This window comes from Paenibacillus sp. FSL R7-0313 (assembly GCF_037969885.1).
Classification (GTDB): domain Bacteria; phylum Bacillota; class Bacilli; order Paenibacillales; family Paenibacillaceae; genus Paenibacillus.
In genome coordinates this window covers 2,879,949-2,905,046 of sequence record NZ_CP150219.1, presented here as the reverse complement: position 1 = coordinate 2,905,046, position 25,098 = coordinate 2,879,949, and the positions used below count along the sequence as shown (strand labels likewise).

Annotated in this window: 28 protein-coding genes; 3 read left to right on the top strand and 25 right to left on the bottom strand. The window is 45.7% G+C overall.

Features of this window, described 5'->3' with window-relative positions; all coding sequences use genetic code 11:
- Positions 1–19: 19 nt before the first annotated feature.
- The 7 genes from NSQ38_RS12745 to NSQ38_RS12715 form a co-directional block, all read right to left on the bottom strand.
- On the bottom strand, positions 20–499 hold the full coding sequence (locus tag NSQ38_RS12745; RefSeq protein WP_339789628.1) for a DinB family protein: 480 nt from the start codon (positions 497–499) through the stop codon (positions 20–22).
- Between the two features lie 29 nt (positions 500–528).
- Positions 529–1,065, bottom strand: coding sequence for a GNAT family N-acetyltransferase (locus NSQ38_RS12740; RefSeq protein ID WP_339789625.1), 537 nt, complete (start codon positions 1,063–1,065; stop codon positions 529–531).
- A 310-nt stretch (positions 1,066–1,375) separates the two neighbouring features.
- Positions 1,376–1,732, bottom strand: coding sequence for a hypothetical protein (locus tag NSQ38_RS12735; RefSeq protein ID WP_339789622.1), 357 nt, complete (start codon positions 1,730–1,732; stop codon positions 1,376–1,378).
- A gap of 125 nt (positions 1,733–1,857) precedes the next feature.
- The gene (locus NSQ38_RS12730) at positions 1,858–2,379 is read right to left on the bottom strand and encodes a cysteine hydrolase family protein (RefSeq protein ID WP_339789619.1); all 522 of its coding nucleotides are present in this window, start codon (positions 2,377–2,379) and stop codon (positions 1,858–1,860) included.
- Positions 2,380–2,409: 30 nt separating this feature from the next.
- On the bottom strand, positions 2,410–2,826 hold the full coding sequence (locus NSQ38_RS12725; RefSeq protein ID WP_339789616.1) for a hypothetical protein: 417 nt from the start codon (positions 2,824–2,826) through the stop codon (positions 2,410–2,412).
- Positions 2,827–2,873: 47 nt separating this feature from the next.
- Complete coding sequence (locus NSQ38_RS12720) at positions 2,874–3,419, bottom strand: GrpB family protein (RefSeq protein ID WP_339789613.1); 546 nt, start codon at positions 3,417–3,419, stop codon at positions 2,874–2,876.
- A gap of 129 nt (positions 3,420–3,548) precedes the next feature.
- Positions 3,549–5,039 carry a glycoside hydrolase family 43 protein gene (locus NSQ38_RS12715; RefSeq protein WP_339789611.1) on the bottom strand — a complete coding sequence of 497 codons (1,491 nt, stop codon included), beginning with the start codon at positions 5,037–5,039 and terminating at the stop codon, positions 3,549–3,551.
- Between the two features lie 180 nt (positions 5,040–5,219).
- Here NSQ38_RS12715 and NSQ38_RS12710 point away from each other — a divergent pair, with 180 nt between their 5' ends.
- Complete coding sequence (locus tag NSQ38_RS12710; protein ID WP_339789609.1) at positions 5,220–6,122, top strand: ArsR family transcriptional regulator; 903 nt, start codon at positions 5,220–5,222, stop codon at positions 6,120–6,122.
- Positions 6,123–6,227: 105 nt separating this feature from the next.
- Here NSQ38_RS12710 and NSQ38_RS12705 read toward each other — a convergent pair whose 3' ends face one another.
- The 12 genes from NSQ38_RS12705 to NSQ38_RS12650 all read right to left on the bottom strand — a co-directional run bounded on the left by NSQ38_RS12705 (position 6,228) and on the right by NSQ38_RS12650 (position 14,218).
- On the bottom strand, positions 6,228–6,377 hold the full coding sequence (locus tag NSQ38_RS12705) for a hypothetical protein (protein ID WP_339789607.1): 150 nt from the start codon (positions 6,375–6,377) through the stop codon (positions 6,228–6,230).
- A 29-nt stretch (positions 6,378–6,406) separates the two neighbouring features.
- The gene (locus NSQ38_RS12700) at positions 6,407–7,153 is read right to left on the bottom strand and encodes a metallophosphoesterase family protein (RefSeq protein ID WP_339789604.1); all 747 of its coding nucleotides are present in this window, start codon (positions 7,151–7,153) and stop codon (positions 6,407–6,409) included.
- Complete coding sequence (locus NSQ38_RS12695) at positions 7,150–8,094, bottom strand: GNAT family N-acetyltransferase (RefSeq protein ID WP_339789601.1); 945 nt, start codon at positions 8,092–8,094, stop codon at positions 7,150–7,152. Before NSQ38_RS12695 ends, NSQ38_RS12700 begins: the two co-directional genes overlap by 4 nt.
- A 23-nt stretch (positions 8,095–8,117) precedes the next feature.
- On the bottom strand, positions 8,118–8,594 hold the full coding sequence (locus tag NSQ38_RS12690) for a hypothetical protein (RefSeq protein ID WP_339789598.1): 477 nt from the start codon (positions 8,592–8,594) through the stop codon (positions 8,118–8,120).
- Positions 8,591–9,220: a hypothetical protein gene (locus NSQ38_RS12685; protein ID WP_339789595.1), complete on the bottom strand. Its 630-nt coding sequence runs from the start codon at positions 9,218–9,220 to the stop codon at positions 8,591–8,593. Before NSQ38_RS12685 ends, NSQ38_RS12690 begins: the two co-directional genes overlap by 4 nt.
- Before the next feature lie 39 nt (positions 9,221–9,259).
- The gene (locus NSQ38_RS12680; protein ID WP_339789592.1) at positions 9,260–9,961 is read right to left on the bottom strand and encodes a DUF1361 domain-containing protein; all 702 of its coding nucleotides are present in this window, start codon (positions 9,959–9,961) and stop codon (positions 9,260–9,262) included.
- Between the two features lie 41 nt (positions 9,962–10,002).
- Positions 10,003–10,431, bottom strand: a complete 429-nt coding sequence (locus NSQ38_RS12675; RefSeq protein WP_339789590.1) for a GNAT family N-acetyltransferase — start codon at positions 10,429–10,431, stop codon at positions 10,003–10,005.
- Positions 10,432–10,448: 17 nt separating this feature from the next.
- Positions 10,449–10,898, bottom strand: coding sequence for a GNAT family N-acetyltransferase (locus NSQ38_RS12670; RefSeq protein ID WP_339790520.1), 450 nt, complete (start codon positions 10,896–10,898; stop codon positions 10,449–10,451).
- Between the two features lie 33 nt (positions 10,899–10,931).
- Positions 10,932–11,342, bottom strand: a complete 411-nt coding sequence (locus tag NSQ38_RS12665) for a GNAT family N-acetyltransferase (protein ID WP_339789588.1) — start codon at positions 11,340–11,342, stop codon at positions 10,932–10,934.
- Positions 11,343–11,470: 128 nt separating this feature from the next.
- A complete protein-coding gene (locus NSQ38_RS12660; protein ID WP_339790517.1) occupies positions 11,471–12,697 on the bottom strand; it encodes an amidohydrolase in 1,227 nt (408 codons plus the stop codon).
- 219 nt (positions 12,698–12,916) lie between these two features.
- Positions 12,917–13,471, bottom strand: a complete 555-nt coding sequence (locus NSQ38_RS12655; RefSeq protein ID WP_036617114.1) for a methylated-DNA--[protein]-cysteine S-methyltransferase — start codon at positions 13,469–13,471, stop codon at positions 12,917–12,919.
- Between the two features lie 42 nt (positions 13,472–13,513).
- The gene (locus NSQ38_RS12650) at positions 13,514–14,218 is read right to left on the bottom strand and encodes a DNA alkylation repair protein (RefSeq protein ID WP_133385830.1); all 705 of its coding nucleotides are present in this window, start codon (positions 14,216–14,218) and stop codon (positions 13,514–13,516) included.
- A 191-nt stretch (positions 14,219–14,409) separates the two neighbouring features.
- Here NSQ38_RS12650 and mgtE point away from each other — a divergent pair, with 191 nt between their 5' ends.
- The gene (gene mgtE / locus NSQ38_RS12645; RefSeq protein WP_339789585.1) at positions 14,410–15,780 is read left to right on the top strand and encodes a magnesium transporter; all 1,371 of its coding nucleotides are present in this window, start codon (positions 14,410–14,412) and stop codon (positions 15,778–15,780) included.
- Positions 15,781–15,849: 69 nt separating this feature from the next.
- Here mgtE and mmsB read toward each other — a convergent pair whose 3' ends face one another.
- From mmsB to NSQ38_RS12615, 6 genes are all read right to left on the bottom strand, one after another.
- A complete protein-coding gene (gene mmsB, locus NSQ38_RS12640; RefSeq protein ID WP_036674453.1) occupies positions 15,850–17,013 on the bottom strand; it encodes a multiple monosaccharide ABC transporter permease in 1,164 nt (387 codons plus the stop codon).
- Positions 16,982–18,547: a multiple monosaccharide ABC transporter ATP-binding protein gene (gene mmsA, locus NSQ38_RS12635; protein ID WP_339789583.1), complete on the bottom strand. Its 1,566-nt coding sequence runs from the start codon at positions 18,545–18,547 to the stop codon at positions 16,982–16,984. The genes mmsB and mmsA overlap by 32 nt, the downstream gene beginning before the upstream one ends.
- Before the next feature lie 21 nt (positions 18,548–18,568).
- Positions 18,569–19,654, bottom strand: coding sequence for a multiple monosaccharide ABC transporter substrate-binding protein (gene chvE / locus NSQ38_RS12630; protein ID WP_339789582.1), 1,086 nt, complete (start codon positions 19,652–19,654; stop codon positions 18,569–18,571).
- Positions 19,655–20,019: 365 nt separating this feature from the next.
- Positions 20,020–21,246 (bottom strand): response regulator, encoded by a 1,227-nt coding sequence (locus tag NSQ38_RS12625; protein ID WP_339790514.1) that lies wholly within the window; start codon positions 21,244–21,246, stop codon positions 20,020–20,022.
- Positions 21,247–21,326: 80 nt separating this feature from the next.
- On the bottom strand, positions 21,327–23,195 hold the full coding sequence (locus NSQ38_RS12620) for a sensor histidine kinase (protein ID WP_339790511.1): 1,869 nt from the start codon (positions 23,193–23,195) through the stop codon (positions 21,327–21,329).
- A 91-nt stretch (positions 23,196–23,286) separates the two neighbouring features.
- On the bottom strand, positions 23,287–24,294 hold the full coding sequence (locus NSQ38_RS12615) for a substrate-binding domain-containing protein (RefSeq protein ID WP_289390148.1): 1,008 nt from the start codon (positions 24,292–24,294) through the stop codon (positions 23,287–23,289).
- A 203-nt stretch (positions 24,295–24,497) separates the two neighbouring features.
- Here NSQ38_RS12615 and NSQ38_RS12610 point away from each other — a divergent pair, with 203 nt between their 5' ends.
- Positions 24,498–25,079, top strand: coding sequence for a LysE family transporter (locus tag NSQ38_RS12610; protein WP_338588267.1), 582 nt, complete (start codon positions 24,498–24,500; stop codon positions 25,077–25,079).
- Positions 25,080–25,098 lie beyond the last annotated feature (19 nt).

Genomic DNA, 25,098 nt, shown 5'->3' with positions numbered 1-25,098 from the left:
TTATGACCGCCTCTCCCTGTTAGTCAGGTATAATCAGGCCTTTGCCAATCACATTGGCGGATACTGGCTGTTTGCCCAATTCTCTGGCCCATACCGACAGCTGTCCCATATGGTGAATCTCATGGGCGATCACATGTCGCATAACTTCTCCCCATGAATCTGTACTGGCCTTGCCCGCTGAGCGATGATCGATATAAGCTCTTTTTTCCATACTCGAATCCCATGCTGTAACAAATGCCTCCACATCAGGACGTAACTTGCGATCCAATTGCCTTACCGCCTCAAGATTCTGGTAGTTTGCAAAATCTTCCGCATCATCCGGTTTGCCCTGAAGCAACTGAAGCCAGCTCCACTCTACATCAATGATATGAAACAATGTTTGTAATATGTTGCCTACTCCGCCTGTACGAGGCCGAAGCAACTCTTCAAGCGGCACATCTTCACACCACACATACCATTGCTCACGCACCATCCAGTTATAACGAAAGAATGTTTCCATTAGTATATTCCCCTTTACTAGCTAGTTTTTCAGAGAGATTTGATCAATTCTGTATTGGCAAAGGTATCCTCCGAATATTCAAGATCACCATAAATTCCATTAATCTGATTGAATCCGGATTTGATCCAGAAGCGTAATGCAGGCCAATTTTTGAGTGCCACGTTAATTCGAATTTCCTTGTAACCAAGCTCGGAACAGTGCAGAGTTAGTGCCTGAATTAATTCTTTTCCATATCCCTGCTTCTGGATCTCGCTCTGGATATATAGAAATTCGAGATAGATCGAATCCTCGGAGGGATACCCATGGTACACACTTAACAAACCAATATAGCGGTCATCCTCATTCGTGCGAATGGATTGAATTCGATAATTCTCCAGCCTGCCTCCCGGCGGAAGGTGGCCTTCTTCAAAACATTCTTTCACATAATTCCGATCATGCTCTTGTCCATCCCATTGATGCAAGTACCGACTGGTCTCATATATGGACTCAAGTTCAGGAATATCGGATTCTTTCACATTCGAGACAATAAGCCGGTCTGACTTCCATTCTTCTGGAAGTTGTTTCATCGTCATCACTCCATCTTTACGTTCTAGTTAATTTCTTTTTAATATACAAGATTACATGAATCCCTGCATAAATAAACAGCACATTGAACAAATATAGAAGTACATTTAAATAGATGCCAGATATAAACCAGATTGTTCCCTCTGAATTAGCATAATGATAATCCGTAAAGAATCGGATCGGGAAACCATACTCTGTTCGGAGCGGTCCATCTTCAGTATGTAAAGTTCCAGGAATACATAGGATGGCTAATACAGCAAGCCAGGCTGATAGATTCATTATTCTTTTGTTAATCGTCAATACCTCTCCTCCTCATTCATCCTTAACGGGATCTTTACCAAAATACGTCTCTTTCAACTTTTGATCCATAAAGTCTCTTAAGTCCTTTTGATCAAGTATATATTTCGAATCTCTATTAAATCTGCTTTTTGTGGATACAATAATCTGTTTCCGATTGTATTGAATCGTAATTTCAGCGTTATGCTTTAATCTCAAAGCAATTCCTGCACTAATGCTTCCTGTGACATCATCTACTGGTATTTTGGCCGATTCCGGGGCTGCATTCAGCCAGCCGACTATACGGCTAATGTCTTCTTTACTTAACGTAACATTGTCAATACTAGTGTGTGCTCCACCGTCGCCTGTCCTGGTGTACACAACTATGCTCATCTCTGTGCTTATCACTTGATTTCTCGAAATCGGCTTATTTGGATCAGGGTTACTCGTGAATAGAAAATACAGAAACATGATTGCCGCACCTATGAAAAACCAGAATCGCCTACGTTTTCCTAGCATTACAGCGCATTCTCCGTATCCACCACGTTGGCAAACAGTCTCAGTACCGTATTGTGATGTTCAATAATCCGCTCCGCTTGAAGTGTCTTTGAATTCCATGTGCTGTGCGCATCTTGAACCAGATTGACCGTGTATCCCAGACTGTACGCTCTGCGGCAAGTGGTGTCTACACATACCTCGGTCTGCATACCCGCGAGAATCAACTCCGTCACGCCATTTTCTTGCAATTTCAGATGCAGATCGGTTTTGTGAAATGAATCCGGTGTCTCTTTTTCGATAACGAGGTCACCAGCTATAGGTGCAATGGACGGATGAATGGCCCATCCCGGAGTTCCTCGTTCCAGTGGACTGCCTACCCCTTCACTGTGCTGGATATATATGATGGAATGGCCTGCTTCACGGGCCCTGGCAATTAACACCTGAATCTTCTGAAGCAATCGTTCCCCTTGATATACGGGATCTGCTTCATCAAACATCGCTACCTGTACATCAATGATTAGAAGTGCACAATGCGTTGTCACTTTGCTTTCCTCCTGACGAATTAATATAATTCAACTCTTTCTTCTTTGCTTTTTTAACAAAACTTCCAATCCCATATCAATCAGTACAAATAGAATAGCAGCAAGAACGCCGAATAAGGTCAGAACTAACGTCTCTTTGAAATCCAAGATTGCTTCTCCTGCGCCCATGACCACATAATAAATAAACATGCCCAAAACTCCAGCACATGCATAACTCAATATCCTCGTACTTAGATACAAAACATGATTGACGAATTGTATTCGGCTGAGAAGATAGTCCAGCAATATTGATAAAGGTAGCCCAATCAAAAGGATCAGGGGGGTCGCGTATACCAGATAAATAAGAATGTAAAAATCAAAACTGTAGGATTCATTCATCGATATGATACTTGCAACCAAAGTAAAACAAATGATGGTTAGAACGGTTGTTATCAGCTTTCTTCCCATGTTCATCTCATCACTCCAAGTAAGTTATCTCTATTCATTGGATGTGCTCATGCGTCAGATTTTGTCGGTTGCCATCCGATTTCTTGAGACCAACGATGTGCTCTCTGTAATATGCTCCACACCATCGGTCCTTTTCCTTCAACATATTTGAGACGCTCATCTTTATACAATGACATGAGTCTGTGCTTTTCTTCCGCATAGTTCAAACAATCTTCTGGATGCTCCCTTAAATAGTCTCTGAACAACAAGGTCATCTGCTCGGAGAAACTGCCTGCCTGTCTAACGTGTATATGTATCCTTCTGTTTCCGGGTTCTTCACGAAAGTAACGTTTAGTCTTATCTGGATTTTCTGCTCTGAATACAAAACCAACTGTTTCGATCTGACGTTTGTAGTCCAACAGATTTTCATAATTAGAAACAGATATTTGTATATCGATAATAGGTTTGGCGTCTATTCCGACAATGGAAGTGGACCCAACATGATCAATCCGCACAGCTTTTTCCCCTAACGCTTCTCTTAATTTCCAACCCGTTTCGAGAAACAAACTAGGCCATGCCGGATCATACTTTGCGATTCTCCATTGATCCTCCATACAAGTCCTCCTTGGTTATCCAATCAAGCTATATAATTAAATAACACGTTCTCTTAACCTTTTGTTACATGTAGATTATTTGACACAAATTAAAAAAGAGAAGGACCCTTAGGCCCTCCCCTTAACTTCTTAATGATAATCACACTTGAAATTTGTAAACTCAGCTGAAGCATCTTGCCCGCTCGCGTATAACCCAATAAGTACGCCTGTAAAACCTCCTGCCACCTCCGAGGATAGGTATCTCGTCTGTGCCGTGCCCAGCAGAATCTCTTCACCATCTACTTGAAACAGGAAGCTGTAGCGTTCCTGGCTTGAGCAAATGACCAGCGTTGCATGCTGTTGATTTCCCAGATTCACTTCATGTTCTATTGATTTGACATCACCGATATTTAGACGCTCGATCACCTTATAACCGTCCTGCTGCCCACGAATAGCCACTTCATAATGATGATTCTCATCCATGTAGATCGTGATCCCAGCTTCTCCACTCGTCACACTGACATCGACTGAAATTGTGGCATTAAAGTCTTTTTGACGTAACCCAATGAACGTTGGGGATGCTGGAACGTCCAGCGTTACATCAGTTCCTGTTAGCGTAAGCTTGTCTGATTCAAGCTGATAGTGTTCTGTATTTGGATGACGAAGGTAACACCAGTCGAGGTTCCAGTCTGTATTTGCAAACGTATAATTCTTCTTTTCCTGCTGGATCACCGTGTCGGGAATACGATTAGTCTCAAAACTCGTCAGCGTTGTGCCTTCATGCCCGGCTGTAAACCATCCGTCTTCATCAAACGTGATCGGAGTCAGAAATACTTCTCGGCCCAGATGATGGTACGTAGCCCATCTGCCGATCTGTCGGAATCCCAGGTGAAAGAGCCAGCAGTTCCCCAGATCATCCTGAACCAGATCACCATGCCCCACACCCTGGAGCTCATAACCGCCCAGATTGCGGTTAGTCAGAACTGGATTGTGTACATAGGCTTCGAACGGACCTGAAGATGAAGTTCCCCGGGCATACGTAACCATATGACCATATTCGGTGCCGCCTTCAGCTGCAAGCAGGTAATAATAACCGTTCATTTTATACAGATGCGGGCTTTCCAGATATCGTCCACCTGTCCCGTTCCATATCGACCGACTTGGGGTCAGTTTGCGGCCCGTTTCAATCTCAAGCTCACACTGGACAATTCCGCCAACGCCTTCATCATCCACCCCGTTACTCATAAACAAGGTTCTTTCATCTTCAAAATACAAATCGGGATCAATTCCGCCTTGATCCACATAAATAGGCTCAGACCATTCTCCGTAAATATCGTCCGTCCAGACATAGAAATTCTGATGTGTTGTATCGTTGGTTGTGACCATATAAAAACGCCCGTCATTATGCCTAATGGTTGGGGCAAATACACCCCCGGAGCTGTTCACCGTCTCGAGCTGAATCTGGCTTTTGCGAGTCAGGCAGTGACCAATCTGCTTCCAATTCAGCAGATCCTTGCTTTCAAAGAGCGGTACGCCCGGAAAATATTGAAAAGAACTGCAAACCATATAGTATGTATCGTACACCTTAATCACACTAGGGTCTGGATAGAAACCTTTTACAACAGGGTTATTATATTTCATTACGCCACTCCACCTCTTATTATAAAATTCACAAATATAAGAATTCAACTTCGTAACAACTAAAAAAATTAAACACCATTGGGTGTAAACTTGCAATGAATTTGGATTGCATCTTGGAGTTAATTTTATTAAATTAATATATATGTGATTTTAGAAGATTGAGGTTAGGGAGTTGTACAGATGATCAAAGCAAACGGGGAGCCACAGTTCCTTCCTTTATATGAGGCGCTGGCAAGCGAAGTCAGATGGAGAATCATGGATATGATTGCAGATCGCGAAATGAATGTGAAGGATATTGCGGCAGTATTAGAGCTTAGCCCCTCCATTGTCACGATGCATATTCGCAAACTGGAGGATGCGGGTCTAATTGGGAGTAGAAGAGTTCGGATTAACGGAGGAACACACAAATTATGTTACCTCAAGCAAAATCAGATTGAGATCGAGCTGCCATCCGCAAGCCAAACTTCACGAACCAGAGAACAGACGATATCCGTCGGACACTATACTGCTTTTGATATCCATCCTACCTGTGGGCTAGGCACACTCGAGAAAGAAATCGGTGTATGGGATGATCCGCGTTACTTCCTTGATCCCGAGCGGGTACACGCCGCTATCCTGTGGTTTGGGAAGGGTTATGTTGAATATAAAACACCTAACTTTGTAATATCCGATCAGACTACCGATGCTATCGAAATTTCGATGGAATTAGCCTCTGAGGCTCCTGGTTTACGGGATCATTGGCCTTCGGATATTCGCTTCACCTTCAATGGTGTTTCTCTTGGAACGTGGACAAGCCCTGCCGACTTTGGCAGAGCAGCACGCGGCAAATATACACCGGAATGGTGGCATCGCAATGTGAATCAGTATGGATTATTGAAGACCATTCGTATTGATGCCTCCGGTACGTATATGGATGGTGAGCGGATGTCAGACGTTACTCTCAAAGATGTCAAACTAGACGAACCGTTCTGGACGCTTCGTTTCACAGTTGACGAAGAAAGCCCCAACGTAGGTGGATTAACAATCTATGGTGCCGGTTTTGGTAACCATGATCAGGATATTGTTATTCGTGTATTGGGTTAAAGTGGCTAGCTGCACAAGAATCCTCCCTTACCTGACCTACAGGAGAGGGAGGCATTGGAAAATGCTGATCCTTAGCTAATTTTGAAGCACAAGCCTAATCAATCTTTACCCTCGTTCTTTCAATAGGTCCTTAATTTCCCTTAACTCTGATAATATCTCTTTGGTTTGCTGGCTACTTTTTGAGTTATCTATTCCAACTTTTACAACATAAATACCGAGAAACAGATATACCACCAACATAATGATCATTCCCATGTACATCTCTCCTTTACCAAGAAACGTTGCTACGAACGTTTACTCCCCCCGTACTCTCTCTCCAACTGATTCCCATGGAATGCCTTCAAAAGAAAAGCCCGATCCGGAACGTTCAACCGTTCATACGATTGTAGATACTCCCTGTTGTCATATGGAACGCCAATAAATTTCACGTCCACTTTGCCCTCTTGGAGATCCACGATGCCATATCTGGCAATGGCAAGATCGTTACAACCTAAAGCGCCCGGATTCAGATATACTCTTTGATCTGTCCTATAATAATGAAGAATATGATGATGACCAAAACAAACCAAATCATGGGCCGTCCCCTGATACTTCGCGTCTAATTTGGTTCCAGATGGTTCTTTATCGATGACATCCAACTTGTCGTTGCTCATATGATAGTGAGTCAGAAGGAACCGACGTCCTTCTACCTCTTTTTCAACGAATTTCGGTAGAGCTTGTATACTCTTGATCGATTCTGCACTTAGATGTTGACCAATCCATTCGTGGTGCTCAGCTATGCCTTTATGCCCATCTAATGGCCCCTTATTCTGGAGCAAACTCAATACGGCTTCTTCGTGATTCCCCGAAATCGCTATCATATTTTTACGGCTGTACAACATCTCGATCACTTCATTGGAGTAAGGGCCAATACCGATCATATCCCCCAAACAAAATGTATGCTCAACATCTCCTCTGGAATCGATATCACTTAATACCGCTTGAAGAGCAGGAAAATTCCCATGAATATCGGTTAAGATGGCAACCTTCATTGTGATTCCTCCTCAGGAATATACATCGTCTGAATCTCCTGCACACCCGGAATAAAGCCCAGATTCAGATACACGGACTCCGCATCATTTCCTTGCATCACATACAATCGTAGAACAGGATACTTACCCTTAAGTTCATTTAATGCTCTCTGTAACATCTGTGTAGCAAGCCCTCTTCCTCTATATTCCGGGCGAACCCCAATACTATATACAGCAGCCTGATTATCCTGCAGACAAAGACGACAGTTGGCAATAAGCTGCCCCGTTTCCTTATCGTATACAAGCGTGGAGGCTTGAGTCAGAATTTCATTCGTATAATTAGGGTCATCGCTTGGAATAAAATCTGCAAGCGTGGTATGTTTTCTGCGTGTAGCTTCAAGACTTCCTGCAAAACTATTCAGGTCACATTGAGCAATTTCATCTTCATTCACATATTTTCTATTTCCGGTTTCACTTTCAATAATCTCTGGACTCTTCACGGTTACCCTGTTGTCCCACTCGATCTCAAAATGATCTGTAGGTCGTTGCATCCAGCGACATCTGAACTCCACTGGCCAGAATCCAGCTCTTGCGTATAGATCCACTTGGTCTGGAAGGATCTCAAAGGTCAGAATGCGTTTGGTGCGATCGGACCACTGTAATAATTTATGCTTCAGAAGCTTCAATACCTCAAAGCACTGCTGGAATGGCGGGATAAAAAACAAATGATACATCCGGTTAGGCTCCATTCTCACGCCGCCTATTTTGCTTTCCCCTTTGTAAATCCAGTACGCACTGATCTTGGAAGAACTGAACTCTTCTTCTCTGAAAAATCCGACATAACGCATATCATAATAAACCGTGCAATATAATCCCCATTCGGCAAAATCAGCTTTGCGAATTGAATATTCATCCGACAGATCATATTGGAGATTATCTGTAGACCACTCCGTTAAACCCATACGTCATTCCTCCTCAGTTCTAATTAAATGTACAGTAATTTAAGAAGCTTTCTATATTCCACCCCATGAACATGAATTAACACATGCTGTGCTTCCATACGTTCGAAGAAATCCAACATGTCCTTAAATGGATTCTCGAAATACGAAGTCAGGTATGCAAGCTCTGGCGTTGTTTTAATAAAATTATAAAAAAAGTAGGGGTCCATGTTACCCACATCTTCTGGACTACCAAGGGAAACCTCCAATATCTGCCCTGTTTCTGTATTCTGGAACATACAGTGCTCACCATGAACATCAAAAAACCAGTTTCCCGTTAATTCTTCTCCTCCATGGATTACATCCGCATTGGTCAGCATATCGTACGCACCTGCCAGGATCTCCATGCGATCAGGCTGATCGGTTTCCAGTATCAATTGGTCAATCAATTGCCGCGCGATTCTTTGGTACATATCCATCACAACCAATAATTCTTCCGTGATTTCCTGGGTTATCGCCTTCATACGTTCAGATCCTTATCCGGGTATCCAATTTCTGCAATTTCACCTTCGATATCACTTAATCTCAGTTCATCATTTAATTGCTGTAGTAAGGCCTCATCGATCGGCTTCATATCAAATACCTGTTCAACCAGTTTGATATCCAACGCTATCTCGTAGTAATCCTGTGCCCAAGCATGGTAATATTTCGCGCCGCCTACCAAAATCTCTAACAGTTCGTATTCATGATCCCCAAGCACCGTGCCCGCAGACCACCCTTCCTGATCCGCCACACTCCAGATACAGAACGTCGTCTGATCCATTACAAATGCCGGCTCTGCCAAAAATGTATTAAATGCTTCTGGAACACTCTTTACCACATCACTCCTGTCAACCTTATGCTGAAGTGCATGCTCTTTATCAAAGCCTTTAATAATCAGCCCATTCGGACTGAATATTGCAAAATAATGATCTCCTTGCCCATCTCTCATGGATGCCATTTGCTCACTCGTGTCCCACTGGGAATTATACGAGTAATACCTGTACTCCCATTCCGGCATCAAAATGGCATCCAGCATAGCTGCTGCCTTTAGAATCTGTTTGCATTCACTAATGTGAGGAAGTTTATCGATAAAATTAAGATTACCCATCGTGTGATATTGCCTCCTTTACCCTTTCAAATGAAGTAATTAATTGCTAGACCTTGCGGTTAGCAAAGATACGATAACGTAGCCAAAAAGTTGAACCGTAAATACAATGGCGACAAACTCAACCATCATGCTGTTCGCTGCATTGAAATCATTTACAAGATCCACGAAGATCTTCCCAGGCCGGGATAATACATCCCACGAATTCCACCGATTAAATCTACCAATGTAGACCCCTATACTGCTTAAGAGCAAAATAAAACCGACAACCATCATACTAATGTACTTATTGATTAATTTGTTTAACATGCCATGGATTTGAATGATCGAACAAGTCGAGAGCAGCAATCCGATAATTGCTACGGCAAACGTCAGGGTGAGACTATGCCAAAAATCAATATTAACCCAAAATCTAACCTCCCCTTGAGCATCAAAATATCTGAATGAATGCAGAATCTCCGTAAAAAGGTAGGTCGCATTGGGCAGAAAAAAGAGCCATACTCCACACATCAACCCTATACATATCGCGCTCATTTTCGTTACTTTTTTATTTGATATGTATCTAATGCAGGATGAGATGATGAATGGTACCCATGCCAGGAACATATCCCAACTTAAAAATCGATACATATTCGTATCTGTTTGGGCACGTAAATACATCACAACACCTAGACAACATATAGTAGCCACGAGCAAGGTAACGATGAGTCGGAGATCTTGAACCGGATGTTTGTTATCTTTCATTTCTTTGCTTCTACTTCCTTTTCCTTGATGAATGTTATACGTTATAAATACTTTTTAAATGCCTTGCTGGATTCTCCGTTGTACCCCAATTTCGTATAAAAGTGATGTGCTTCGTTTCTGGATGATCCGCTCGTAAGAAACACCTTCACACAATTTTTCTGCTCACATACATGCTCTATATGTTTCATCAATTCAGATCCATATCCCTTGCTCTGCACATGTTCCGTAATGATAACCCGCTCAACTACGCCGAATGGTCTATTTTCCACCAAAGCATCCAGACAAATATGTAAATGAGCCGTGCCGATCACCTGATCACCCAGTTCATACACCAACAAGAAACTGTTTGGGTTATTCCGAACCTCTTCAATACGTTCTGCCAGTACCTTCGTGTTTAAGTTGTTCGGCAATAATTCTTTATATAGTCTTTCGATAACCGCTGCATCCCTAGCTTCTGCCTCTCTTATCATCAAGCTTCCCCTCCCTGTTATTTCACTTGATAACTTAAAATGATATCACCGTTGTCTTCCAACTCACCCGTTTCTTGAAACCCGATACGCTTATACAGCGCATTTGCCGCAATGTTATGCGGAACATGGGATACCCTGATTTGCTGGCAGTCACTTCTCTCTTGCAACATACGAATCACTTCTTGAATAGCAAGTTTGCCGTAACCCTTCCCTTGGTACTTCTCATCCATCATGAAGCGCAGAATCCAGTAATACCCGTCATTGTAAATCTCGTTATCATATAAAATAAAACCGACCATCTGATTCTCTGCAAAAATGCCATATGGTTTGGACGTAATCTCCTTCGTCGCATGGATCAATGAATCCGCATTGCTTGCGACCAAATCGAGCTGATCTTCCCGCGGTTTAAGGTTGATGCATTCGAATTCATTTTCTTTGGTTATAGGTCGTAACGTCACTTGTTCCATACCCACAATCCTCTCTCCTTGCAGGCTTATTCACTAGATTTTCTTGATCAATATAATCTCCAAGGGTTGTGTATCCAGCAACAGAGCCCCTGCATCAACATACCCCAGCTTTCGATAGAAATGTTGGGCATGTTCGTCTGATTGCGTTGAAGTCATCACGGTATCGAAGCCTTGTTGCTTCATTAGACTTTCCCAGTGATGCACCACTTTTTTGCCAAATCCGCCGTTTCGATAGGGTTCATCAATCCAGATCATATTCATGAAGGGAAGGTTGTCCCAAAAGTATCCGTACCTCATCCATCCAACTCTGGATCCCTCGTCCTCGTCCCATAGGATGAATATTTCTTTCTCACGAATCTTCGTTTTCACAAGTGGCTGATGGATATGCCGATCTCTTTCAATGATATAGTCATAGTCAGCTTCCGTTGCATACTCAATCTTCATTTGAATTACTCCCTTCATTAACTACGTCCATCATAACCCAAAATGTGGTATATGCGAACAGTTCTTTCCTCTTTTTCTCCCATGCCAAAAAACCACGGTTTCCCGTGGCTTCACCCGCTCTATTTTCCTCAATCCGCTGTTGATCCGCTGACCAATTGCCCCTTGTACCATACGGCCTGCCGCGCAGATCGCCGCGCAACGGCTTCCGCCGAACAACTCGCATGCACCAATACAAAACTCGCGGTGTTGCCTACCTTCGGCCATACCTGTTCCCCTTGTGAATCCAGCGGTGTAATACCGCCTGTTACCCATGCCAAAGATTGAGACAAGGACAATTCGTCACTATAACCGTACAGTTCTGCGAATCGTCCCGCTTTCTCAAGCAGATCCCCATTGCCAAAAGGAGACCAGTGATCCGTCAGGCTGTCTGTGGCCAGCTTCACGTTCACACCCATACGGTGGAGCATGGGAAGAGGCATCATCGTTCTGCCAATGGGCACCGTGGAAGCAATGCTCATCCCAAGCGAAGCCATTCGCTGCGCCAGTTCTTCCGCTTCCTGCTGCCCTGCGCGGGCGAACCAGAATGCATGACTTACCGTAACTTTACCCTGAAGCCCTGCTGCTTCGGTCAGATTCGCGAGCTCCTGCAGTGTTTGTTTGCCGGCCTGCCCTCCATCATGCAGATGAATATCGATGCCCGCCTGGTGCTGAACAGCCAGTTCAACCATGGCGTTCAATGATTTCTCGATCTGTTCATCCACCGTATGAGGATCAAGTCCGCCTACATGTGTTGCACCTTCCTTCATCGCTTGGCCCATAAGCTCCACTGAATGGGAACGAAGCAGTCCATGCTGCGGGAAAGCCACGATCTCCGAAGAGATTTTGCCCGAAAATGATTCCAGAGCCTGCCGCGTCGCTTCCAGTCTTTTCAAGCCACTGACGGGTTCAATATTGCAATGACTACGCACATGAGTGGAGCCGTGCCCCTGAATCAAGGTCAGAATACTCTCCGCTTGACGTTTCGCATCTGGTAGCAGCTTGGGCAACAGAACCTTCTCTTCTTCAATACGTTCGAAAATACTGGAGATACGTTTAACCGCTGTCCACGGCCCATCGTAGTACGTTTTATCCAGATGAATATGTGCCTCCTCGAACGAAGGCAACAGCAGAAGTCCCTTGCCATCTACTTGTGGTAGATCGCTAGACAGCGGGTTGTTTCCTTCCACAATCTCCGCGATCACTCCCTCTTCAATCCGCAGATGAGCAGGGCTTGTCCGTGTCCCCGTCACCTGTTCCCCCTCCCAAACATAACCCCGCTCCACATTCACGTTTGTTAACCAATAAGCCTGCTTCATCATGTCATCCCTCTTTTCTTACCCGGCATTACGTACCCCGGATACCGATTGATCTATGATCCATGGTACCATACGGTTTCACAGGGCAAAAATACGTAAAACGTTGGTGTTCCATATGCGGAACGTTTGTATTACGCTACATTAATACATGCAAAAAACAGACACACTGAAGTGCCTGCCCTGTCCATATCACCTTAATCTTCTATGTTCCCTCTTCCATTAAAAATGAAACCGCGCATGCCCTCCATCGGTCACACCTTCAATCTGTTCGATATCCAGCAGTCTGCGCTTCATCTCCAAACCTCCGCGGAACCCTGTCAGCTTGCGATTAGCCCCAATAATACGGTGGCAGGGTAACAATACTGGAATTGGATTGGCTCCATTTGCAGCCCCAACCGCTCGCACAGCCGAAGGTCTTCCAATCGCAGCAGCTATATCACCATAGGTCCGAATTTCACCATAAGGCACACGCCCTAGCTCTCTCCATACCTCCTGCTGGAAGTTCGTTCCGATCAAGTCCAGTGGGATCGCATCTGTATAAGCCATCGGTTCCCCTGCAAAATAGGACTGTAACCAGTCCATCATACCTGTTTGTTTCAGAGCATCCTCGTTCTCTTCCAGTTCCACGCCAGGTGCAACTTTCTGTATCCAGCCATTCCAGTCCTCCAGTGTTTCGTTGGGCATGACCACTCGGCACAATCCTTGTTCCGTAGCGAGCAGCACCCATGGACGACCGTCCAACTGCATCGTAGTGTACATCAACTTTTTTCTCATCCGTTTATCGCCCTCTCCCCGGTGGAATGCTTAATGCTAGAACTAGGAGGTAATCTGCTTCTTCACCTTACGTTTCATACTGCGGATTATCTGCTTGCTCTCTGGATCAACGCGATAAGATTCCGTGATTTTCTGAAGTGCCTTATTATACGTAAAATCGTCCAAGGTATTATCCTTTAGATACCGCATAGTCACCTCAGGTTGTTTCACATAGGCCATTGAGATGGCCCAAGCAACTGCCATTCTCACATAATACGCCTCGTGACTAATCTGATCCAATACGGTCAGAACCTGATCAATATATCTCTCATTCAGATAAAAATTCAACAGCATTACCACGCCAAACCGGATTTCATATTCTTGATCTGATCTCAGATAGGGCTGCAAGAACACCCACATCGGCTCCGAATGGACCTTCGTATATTTCAGTCCCGCACAGAAGCTGTCACACACCGACCAGTTGTCAATCTTCGGTACAAATGTTTCAATAGCCTTTAACAGTTCGTCCAGATCAGCCTGGACATGTCCAATGACCATTGCTTGCAACATCACTTCTTCAAAATATTCATCCTCTGCCGTTTCCAGATACGTGCGCCAGTCCCCGGCGGCAAGTTGCTTGGCAATTTTTCGTAAGGCCGGCAACCTTACACCTAGTACATTCGTGATGTTGGGAATAAGCGCAGCCGAGAATTTCTGATACTCCGGCTCAACCATGCTGAGCAATTGTGTTCTGATATCTGCTTCCACTAGCGCATGTCCTCCTCGTCTGTTGCTATACAACAAGTATATCCTTGCAGCGGCTGTTTGTAAGCCCATATCGAATGTTTGAGCAAGATTACAATATCATTTTGGATATTCTCTTTTTTTCTCCATTTGTTTAACCGCCAACCTATTTCGTTTAAAAATATGAAGCTGACCGAATAGAAAGGAGTGTCGATATGAACGAACCTCATACCAAGAAAGATTTCTCCGTGGAGGAGATCACCGAACAACTCGTACAACATGTACAATCCCGGAACCTTCCCCACTTCTATAAATTGGTGAAAGAACTGCATCCCTACGACCTCTCACTTGTATATAAAAAGTTCCCTGAAGAAGAAACCAATCGGTTTCTGCTCCTGTTCAAACCTGATGCTCTGGCGGATCTCGCCGAGACCTTGAAGCTGCACGAACAGATTCAACTGTTTGAACGACTTGGGCCGGAACGAACACTTGAAGTCATGCAGCAGATGGACAAAAGTGACCTGATCCGGTTCATGCACGATTTGCCTGCCAAACGCAGAGAAGAATTGCTGTCCAACATGAATCTGGACCACTCTGCCATTATCCGATCCGTGCTTAATTATCCGCCGGAAACGGCAGGACGCATCATGACAGATCAATATCGGACCCTGCTCGCTCATGAGACAGCCAAGGAAGCCTTACGACAATCGCAAGGTACCATGCATATTTCAGCCTCTAGTTATCTCTATGTAACCGATAATGAAGGCAAACTGGTCGGTGTCGTGAGTTATCGATCCCTTGCCTTGGCTGACGATAAGACCCAGGTTGAAGAACTGATGACCCGGCGGGTGATCCATGCAACGGTTGATATGGACCAGGAAGAAGCAGCACAGCTTCTACAGCGTTATGAGTTCATTGCACTTCCGGTGGTAGATGAAAATCACAGATTATGCGGTATCATTCAGATGGATGATGTCATCGATATTATTATGGACGAAGCCAGTGAAGATTTGGCCAAGATGGGGGGTGGCAGCAAGGATATCGACTTTGATACCAAACCACTTGTTGCCGTCAGACGCAGACTTCCCTGGCTCATTCTATTGCTGCTGATTGGTCTAATCTCAGGAAGTATTGTGGATTTCTTTGAGGATACACTCAATCAGGTTGTGGCATTGGCATTTTTCATGCCGATGATCGCAGGTATGACCGGTAACACAGGAACGCAGTCTCTGGCTGTTGTGGTACGCGGACTGATCGGACGCAAACTCGACAAAGCCACTGTACTCGCACTGATTGGTCGGGAGATCAAGGTAGGCATAATGATTGGCTTGGTCTGTGGGTTGCTGATTACTGTCATCGCTTATTTCTGGCAAGGGGACTGGCTGCTAGGCGCCATTATTGGGGTGTCTCTGTTCCTCACTCTTGTCATTGGTACACTGACCGGTACCTGCATCCCGCTTCTGCTTAGTCGTTTCAAAGTCGACCCGGCTGTTGCCTCTGGCCCGTTAATCACCACATTAAATGATATCTTGTCCCTGTTTATCTATTTTGGAATCGCCACACGTTTCCTCGATGCCTTGATGTAACTAAGTTGGGCATACAGCAAAACAGACCTGATCCTGAGATCAAGGTCTGTTTTTTCATTTTATCCAGTGTTACGCTGATCTTTTATTTTTATTATAGATATCAAACGCTACAGCGAGCAGTAGTACCAATCCCTTAATCCCCTGTTGCCAGTCAATACCGAGACCAATCAGGGACATCCCGTTATTCAGCACACCCATAACCAAACCACCGATGATGGCACCAAATACCGTACCTATGCCCCCTGAAGCGGAAGCACCACCGATGAAACAGGCCGCAATGGCATCCAGCTCAAAGTTGGTGCCCGCTCTTGGCGTAGCCGCATTCAGACGTGCGGCGAAGATTAACCCGGATACCGCGGCAAGCGTACCCATGTTCACGAAAACCCAGAAGGTTACCTTTTTTGTTTTGACACCGGACAGACCTGCGGCCTTCTCATTACCTCCAAGCGCATACACATGTCGTCCCATGACAGTACGATTCATAACGAAGGAATACACAACGATCAGGACAAAGAGCAGGACCAGAATATTCGGAATACCTGCATAACTTGCGAGTACAAACGTAAATAGATTCGTCACAACAGCCACCACAATCAACTTGAGCAAGAACAGTCCCTGTGACACGACCTCGAATCCATATTTTCGCTGGGAACGGCGTTCACGCAGCTCATTGACAATGTACCAGACGGTGAGCACAAGACCAACAATGATCGATACCAGACCAAAGCCTGAGAATTGAATGTCTGCCAGGAAGCCCGAACTTATTTTCTGGAATCCACCCGGGAAAGGAGAGATCGATTGCCCCTCCAGGACAATCATCGTTAAGCCGCGGAACAGCAACATCCCTGCCAACGTTACGATAAATGCCGGAATCCGCACATACGCGATCCAGAAGCCTTGCCATGCACCGATCAAAGCACCAACTAGCAAGGAAGCAATGACTGCAAGCCAAGCCGGAAGCTGCCAATCAACCATCATAATCGCGGCAACGGCACCCACAAAGGCTGCAATGGAACCAACAGACAGGTCAATATGCCCGGTAATGATGACCAGCACCATTCCGATCGCCAGCACCAAAATGTAGCTGTTCTGCAAAATCAAATTTGTAATATTAATCGGCTTGAGCAACAGCCCGCCTGTAAGTACCTCGAACAAAAGCATAATCACTACCAAGGCAATAATCATGCCGTATTGACGGATATTATTTTTGAACAGCTTTGTTATCATTTCCATGCTTGCCGCCTCCAGACTTGGTCATATATCTCATCAACGTTTCCTGCGATGCTTGCTCCCGGTTGACTTCACCGGTGATTCGCCCGGCATTCATCACATAGATCCGGTCACACAGGCCAAGAACCTCCGGAAGCTCGGATGAGATTACCAGCACGCCCTTGCCTTCCGCAGCAAGCCGATGAATGATCGTATAGATTTCGAATTTCGCTCCCACATCAATGCCGCGGGTAGGTTCATCCAGGATAAGAATATCCGGTCCGGCAAAAATCCATTTGCTGAGCACCACTTTTTGCTGGTTGCCACCACTCAGATTACCGGTCTTCTGCAAAATACTAGGTGCTTTGATGTTCATGCTTTTCTTCATCTCTTCCGCCACCAGCACTTCTTCACGCTCGTTCACTACCGCGTTTCGCGTCAGCTTGCTGAGACCCGTTAAGGAAATATTGCGCTTGATGTCATCCATCAGAATGAGTCCGTATTCCTTGCGGTCTTCTGTCACATAAGCAAATCCGTTCTGAATGGCCTCCGTGACAGTATTGTTGTGGATCGGTTTACCATTCTTGATGAGTTGCCCCGAAATATTTCGGCCATAGGATTTGCCAAATATACTCATCGCAAGCTCGGTACGTCCAGCGCCCATCAGCCCAGCAATGCCTACAATCTCCCCACGTCTGATATTCATATGGATCTGATCCAGTACTTTCCGCTCGGCATGATGTTCGTGATATACCGTCCAGTCCTTTACCTCAAGGATAACTTCACCAATGGTGGCATGACGCTCCGGATAACGACTGGTGAGATCACGTCCTACCATGCCGCTAATAATCCGGTCCTCTGTCACTTTTTCCTTCTTCATATCCAACGTCTCAATCGTCTTGCCATCCCGTAAAATAGTCACGGAATCGGATACCTTGGATACCTCATTCAGCTTGTGCGAGATCAGGATACAGGCGATGCCCTGTTTCTTGAATTCCAGCATCAATTGCAGCAGATTTTCACTGTCATCCTCGTTCAGCGCAGCGGTTGGCTCATCCAGAATAAGCAGCCGAACTTTTTTGGAGAGCGCTTTAGCAATTTCGACCAGTTGCTGCTTGCCTACCCCGATGCTGGATACCAGCGTGTTTGGATTTTCGCTCAGTCCCACCTTCGAGAGTAGCTCCCTTGTACCCACAAAAGTTTCCTTCCAGTTGACAATTCCTCTGCTGGCACGCTCATTGCCCAGATATATATTTTCCGCGATCGAAAGGTAGGGAATCAGGGCCAACTCCTGATGGATAATAACGATTCCCAGATCCTCGCTCTGCTTGATATCCTTGAACTCACAATTTTTGCCCTGAAATAAAATGTCGCCTTCATACGTGCCATGTGGATATACACCACTCAGTACCTTCATCAACGTAGATTTACCTGCGCCATTTTCACCACATATGGAATGAATTTCGCCTTCACGGACTTTCAGATTGACATTTTCCAGTGCTTTGACGCCAGGAAAGGTTTTGGTGATGTTTTTCATTTCCAGAATGATTCCGGCCATGGGATGTGCTCCTTTCATGTATTATTTCAGTCCGATTTCTTCCTTCGTGTAATACTGGGTACCAACGATATCCTGCTCCACATTTGTACGATCCACGGAGATGGGATCCAAGAGATATGCCGGAACAACCTCAATTCCGTTGTTATATGATTTTGTATCATTAACTTCCGCCTGTTTTCCTTGCAAAATGCTATTGGCCATCTCTACCGTCTTCTCGGCTAACTTCCGCGTATCCTTGAACACGGTCTGCGTCTGTTCCCCGGCCACAATCGACTTGATCGAGGCAAGTTCGGCATCCTGTCCTGTAATAACGGGCAGCGGCTTGTTCGAAGTACCGTATCCAATCCCTTTCAAGGATGAGATGATACCAATACTGATTCCATCATAAGGAGATAATACTGCATCCAGATGATCACCCGAGTAATACGCACTCAGCAGGTTATCCATCCGTGACTGGGCCAATGCACCGTCCCAGCGCAAGGTCGCAATCTGGGCCATCGTCATCTGCTTGCTGCGCACGACCAGCTTGCCGGAATCGATGTACGGCTTCAGCACAGACATCGCACCGTCGAAGAAGAAATAGGCGTTATTATCATCAGGAGAGCCACCAAACAGCTCAATGTTATACGGTCCTTTTCCATCCTTGAGCCCAAGTTTTTGTTCGATGTAGGAGGCTTGAAGCACACCCACCTTAAAATTGTCGAACGTGGCGTAATAGGTTAAGTAAGGCGTATTGCGAATGAGCCGATCATACGAGATCACTTGTATCCCTTCGTCATGCGCTTTCTTGATTACATCCGTTAATGTGTTGCCATCCACGGACGCGATGACCATCACATCCACACCTTTGGTGATCATGTTTTCAATCTGTGAAATCTGATTTTCAACCACGTCCTCAGCATACTGAAGATCGGTTTTGTACCCCTGCTCCTGAAACAGACGGACCATGTTCTCCCCGTCTCCCACCCATCGCTCTGATGATTTGGTTGGCATCGATATACCGACATATCCCTTTTCTTTGCTGCCTGGCCCACTCTCTGCCAGATTGCAGGCCGAGAGCATCAAGGTCATCACCAGAAGCCAGATGAGCATTGCTCCTTTTTTCATATGAAGTTCCCCTTTCCTCACGTCATACGGTTCTGAATGAGTTCTAAGATAACGCTTACAATGCATGTGGTACATTCTGTTGCTTTGTGTTCCTGTCTGAGACCAATGGTAGCATTGGAGAAGCCGTAAGGTCTTTGCACGTTTTGAACCTTTTTTATAAAAATTTAACTTTTGATGGAAACGCTTAAAGTTCAAGTGTGACCCATGAGATACCATAACAGAGTCAAAAAAAAGACATGCTCCACTTCGCTTCACACGAAGTAGAACACATCCAGCTCTTTCATCATACGTCTTAATGATCAAGTATTGCGGTTATTTCTGTTGAGGTAAGTCTTTTGATTGGCCTCATATGCTACATATTATATTTAATTCGCAGAAGGATGATAAGCCGTTCCCCCGTTCTTTCTATACTGCACTGGCGAAATGCCCATTGTTTTCTTAAACGCGGTGCTGAAATAATGCTGGGTGTCATAACCTACACGCTCAGCTATGGTGTGGATCGGAAGTGTTGTTGAGTCCAACAGCTGTATAGCCTTGCGAATGCGAGCATGGGTGACAAGCGTGACAAAGGAATCATTCAGCTCTTTCTTCAACACACGACTAAGATATACGGCAGATACTTGTAGACGGGAAGCGAGCGATTCCAGGGTCAGTTCCCGCTCGGCATATTCTTCGTGAATAAGTTGTCTTGCCCGGCGAACCAGAGGCGACAACTGCACTTCCCCGTATACCCGTTCCCGGCAATGACGGTACGTATCCGGCGTTTCTTCCAGTGTCCCTGCATGTGTCTCCACATGAGCATGAATGGCAATATTCAGGCAAGAACTGATCTGCTGTTCCAGAAGGGACTCTATTTCTTCAGGGGCTTCCTGCCACAGACATATGCCGATCAACCCGCTTACGTCCCGAAACAGGACATGTGGCACGTCCCCCAGTAGTTCACTAATTATATTTTCCACTGCATACAGAAACAACTGACGATCATTTTCTCTCAGTATCGTCTGACGAGCTTCAGCGGCAGGCCAGCGTACGACCCCAATCTGCACAGGTGGGACGGCGGGTAACCGCAAAAACACAAGCTGCTCCGTCAGATCCCTCCCTTCAGCCTGCCCCTCCAACCACTCCAGCATAAATCGCTGGCGAAGCAGCGGGATATTACGTTCAATCTGATGAGCTGCCTGTTGTACATATGCCGTCCTCTGGTGTTCTTCAGTAAGTCGCTGATGCAATCGCTCAAGTGCAGCATATAATTGTTCTGCTTGCACAGGTTTTAAGATGTAATCCTCTACGCCAAGACGAACCGCCTCCTGCGCATATGCAAATTCATCATGTCCCGAGATGATCAGGTAACGACAGCCCGAGCACTTCTGCTGAAGGGCACGGATTAGTTCGATTCCGTTCAGGAATGGCATATTCATATCAACGAGAACAATATCCACACCCATGTCAGCCGCCCGTTCCAGCGCTTCCTCGCCATCTTCCGCTTCACCAACAACCTCCATCCCGAGAGTTGTCCAGTCAATGGCATCCCGAATCCCCTCACGAATGATCGGTTCATCATCAGCGATGAGCACGCGGTATTTCTTTGCCATGTGGCTATCCGGCGTAATCTCCATTACCTTGGTTGATTCGGATGTCTCATCTATCCCAGTGGAAGTTGTCACGGTCGATTTTATGAATTTTCCCATTCATTCTCCTGCCTCTCTTCATTATTGATTTGCTGGATTGGTGGGAGCTCTCGCATCAACGGATGAATGATGGTCACACTCGTTCCTTCACCTTCCTGGCTCTCCAGTTCAATACCGTACTCATCGCCAAAGGACAGCCGGAGACGGGCCTGCACATTCAACATTCCATAACTTTTGCCTGTCATCCCAGGCGAAGACGCTTCCAAACTTGCTAGAGGAGCTTCGAGCAGCTGCTGCATCTCGGCCAGTCGTTCGTTGGACATGCCTGCTCCATTATCCTGAACGGTCAGCAGCAGTCTGTTATGTTCCAATCTGGCCTCCACCCGAATGTGTCCTGGCCCACGCCTGCCCTTGATTCCATGATAGATTGCATTCTCTATCAGGGGCTGAAGCAGTAGCTTTAACACAAAAAGGTCCCGCAGTTCCTCTGGAATATTCAATGTATACTGAAGACGATCGCGGTATCGTGTCTGCTGAATTTGCAGATAGCTGGTCATATGCTCAAGCTCGGAGTGCAGTGGAATGTAATCCTGTCCTTTACTGAGCCCTATGCGAAATAATCGAGATAACGCGCCAACCATGCCGGACACATCTTCTGCACCTTCTTTGCGTGCCATCCAATGAATCGTATCCAAGGTATTGTATAAAAAGTGTGGTTTGATATGCTCCTGCAAACTTCGCATTTCAGCGTCGCGCTTCTGCCGCTCCCTCAATTCATTTAGTGATATCAGTTGTCTAATCTGTGCCAGCATTCGGTTATAACTGTTGCCAAGCATGCCAATCTCGTCAGCGCGATCGCTCCAGCGGCCTGGTCTGAGATTGCCGGTCTCCGCCCTGCGCATATAGGACATGAGCCGGAAAATGGGCTGAGCAATAGAACGGGAGAACCATAAAGAGGCGCTCAGGCCAAACAAACACACCACAAATACAAAGCTAACCACATAAAACTGGATCTGGCGCACTTCCGAGATCGAGTCTCTTGTGGGAAATACCCCTACCGTTCTCCAACCCGTAAAGGTAGACGACTGGTACATGAATAATAACGTTCCACCTTCTGTATCGGCGGTAAACGTTCCACTCTCACTGGAGGGGAACCAGTCTGTGGGAATGTGTTCTATTAGCGGATGCTCAGGCTTGTATACACTTTGACCCTCTGCATCCGTCACCATCACATAACCGGATTTCCCCAAGGTTACATTACGGGCAGCCTGAGAGACGGACCTTAGTTTAAGATCAATCATAATAACGCCCCGCACACGTCCTGACGCCTCATCCGTTATGGAACGTGCAACCGATACAATCTCATCGTCCTTGTACCGTACATGTGTCGTGAGATTACGCTCTTTTGGCTGACCCAATACCATGAAAATGCCCGGATTGGCCGAAGCTTTTTGATACCATTTTTCCTGGATCAGGCTCTGTTCCGCCCGGGGATACATCTCGTTGCTAATATAGTCACCACGTTCATTAACAAGAACAATCCCGGCGATTTCAGGATACAACGTTGTGAACCCCTGCAAGGTTTGCTTGATGCCATATAACCGATTTTGCTCCGTTGCGGCATTGGTGTCCATGTTCATCGGTTCGATGCCTGCATCATCATTCGGTGGCATTTTGTCGTTCATAAAAGCATCAATATCCGGGTCAAAGGCAATCAGGTAGGTCATGTTTTGCAAATTTTCCATTTTGCTGTTCAGAGCTTCATTCACTTTGCCAATCAGCTGCATGGTATGACCTTCAACCTGTCGCTCAACTACCCGCTCCACCGTCCAGTTCACAAGCAACCCAAGTCCTACGGAAGGTACAATGGCGAATAACAGAAAAAGCAGCATCAGCTGGTAGCGAAGGGGCATATTACGCAAGCGTAAACGCCGAATCCCGTTCCTGAAAGTGGAGAGAATTGCTCTCCTGCTCCAAGGCCTTGGACTCTTGGAATCTCCCTTGTTATTTGGCATAGTAATCATCCACATCTGAGCGTGTCACCACAGAGATCCCTGTGTCCACCATCACGGGAAGCGGTGCATTTTCACCGGATGAGGATGGGGCCGGAACCGTTAACTGGTGATGCAGATGGAACAAATATTGGAGTGACCAATATCCCATATTCCAGGTTCCTTGTGCAATGGTAGCTGAGATCGTACCGTTCTTGATCATGTCCAATGTATCCTTATTTGTATCAAACGAAATAATCTGCAATGGATGTCTGTCCCCCGCAGTCTGAACGGCTTCACCCGCTCCTGCTCCTCCGGTGGCTTCAGTCACAAAAATACCCGCCAGCTCCGGGTGTTCCTTCATCATTCTCAGTGTTTCGTCTCTGGATACCATCGCATCACCATGTCCGTCTGCAACTTCTACAATCTGCATGGAAGGGTATCTCTCCTTGATCGTATCGCGGAAACCCTTCGTCCTCTCTTCATGATTTTGTTGCCCAGGTAAGGTTAATACCGCGACCTCTCCCTCACGACCCAGTAGTTCAGCCATTTTATCTGCAGCCATTACACCCGACTTGTAATTATCTGTCCCAAGAAAAGAATAGGCCTGGCTATCAGGTGCATCAGCGTCAAATAATACAACAGGAATATCTGCGTCGATTGCCTTGTTAATCGCTGGAACTAGCGATTGCGGATCGATTGCAGATATGGCAATACCCGCCGGTTTACGAGCGATGGCCTGCTCAATCACCATCGTTTGCTCCTTCGCGTCATACCGGGTAGCTCCGCGATATTCTACGGTCACACCAAGCGCATCCGCGGCATCCTCGAAACCTTTGAGCGGGCTCTTCCAATACTCCAGCCCGGACTGGAATGTAATCATGATATACGTCTCTCCGATATCGCCGCGCAGCCCCCGGTCCTCCCAAGAACTGTTTACCTGACTGGTGTATTCGAATCTCAACACATACAATGCAAAGGCTGAGATTAGTAAAATGTATACCAGTAGCATTTTTTTCATTCCGTTCACTTCCTCAAGTGGTCTGATCACCTTGTACATCGTCTAAATTGTAAACGCAATCATTCAAAAAGAAAACTACTCCTTATCTTTTATAAGCAAGCTCCTGTTGCCAACCGTGTATCTGCTGCAATAATGTACTATATGGTTTCTCCCTCTGGACGTATGATCATGGAACTAGACTACAACCAGAGGAGAGCATCATCATGAATCTTGCATCTTTTTTAATCTACTGCATCGTTGTTACATTCACACCCGGCCCCAGCAATATCGTAATTCTTTCTTCTACACAGATCGTTGGCGCACGAAAAACAATGCGTTATGTCTGGGGAGCTACACTGGCATTTGGTCTGTTGCTTACCGCATCAGCGTTTCTTAATCAACTTCTTGCCGGCGTGTTGCCCGGAATTCTGAAGGTGATGCAGATCGTCGGCGGTCTGTACATGGTGTATCTGGCGTACCAGATCTACAAGATGGGTACCACCGAAGATGCACCGAAACAAGTTACCGGATTCTGGAACGGTTTCATCATGCAATTTGTGAATCCAAAGGTGGTCTTGTTTACTTTCACGGTCATTCCAAGCTATGTATTTCCCTTTTATCAAAGTTCCTTCTCATCGTTTCTGTTTGTGTTGCTCATAACGTTCATTGGTTTTCTGGCCTATTCCAGTTGGGTTGTTTTTGGCACGGTTTTCAAAACGTTGTTGAATCGCCACCAAAAATTACTGAGTATTCTCATGGCTCTTTTTTTGTTATACTCAGCCATTATAGTATCCGGATTGATCTAAAGCTTGGGAGGTGTGCTGC